We start from the raw sequence: 435 nt of genomic DNA, 5'->3' as shown, positions 1-435 counted from the left end.
TCCGGGCCACCCTGTGGCGGCTCGCCGACATGCCGACCGCGACCGCGCAAGCGGTGTTCGCGACGGTGCAGATCGACGCGGCGATGAACGCGCTGCGCCGCATCGCCGAGGCGCAGCAATGGACCCGCGAGCGCAGGGCCGAGCTCGAGGCCCTGTCGCATCAGCTCGGCCGCCTGCTCAAGCTACGCAACGATCTGATTCATTTCGGCGCGATCGTGGAGGACGCCGAGCACTTCACGGTGATCCACGACGCCACCGGCGGCCGCGCGCAAATCGTGCGGCTGTCGCCCTCGCTGCTCGCCGACGCGGTGACCGACCTCGCGCTGGTCGATCTGAGACTCACGCTGCTCGCCTTCGACGACGAGATGCCGGCGCTGACGCGCGCCTCGTTCGATCGGGAGCGCAGGCGCTCATGGCGATATAAACCTCCTGCAC

General features: G+C 69.2%; 1 protein-coding gene. It reads left to right on the top strand.

The window, feature by feature from the left end; translation table 11 throughout:
* Positions 1-435: hypothetical protein (locus A33M_RS20725; protein WP_040622279.1), on the top strand; the 435-nt coding region annotated here is incomplete at both ends.

It is taken from the genome of Rhodovulum sp. PH10 (assembly GCF_000293785.1).
Lineage (GTDB): Bacteria > Pseudomonadota > Alphaproteobacteria > Rhizobiales > Xanthobacteraceae > Rhodoplanes.
Note: the sequence above shows the minus strand (reverse complement) of the source record. Positions and strands in the feature narration are given on the sequence as shown.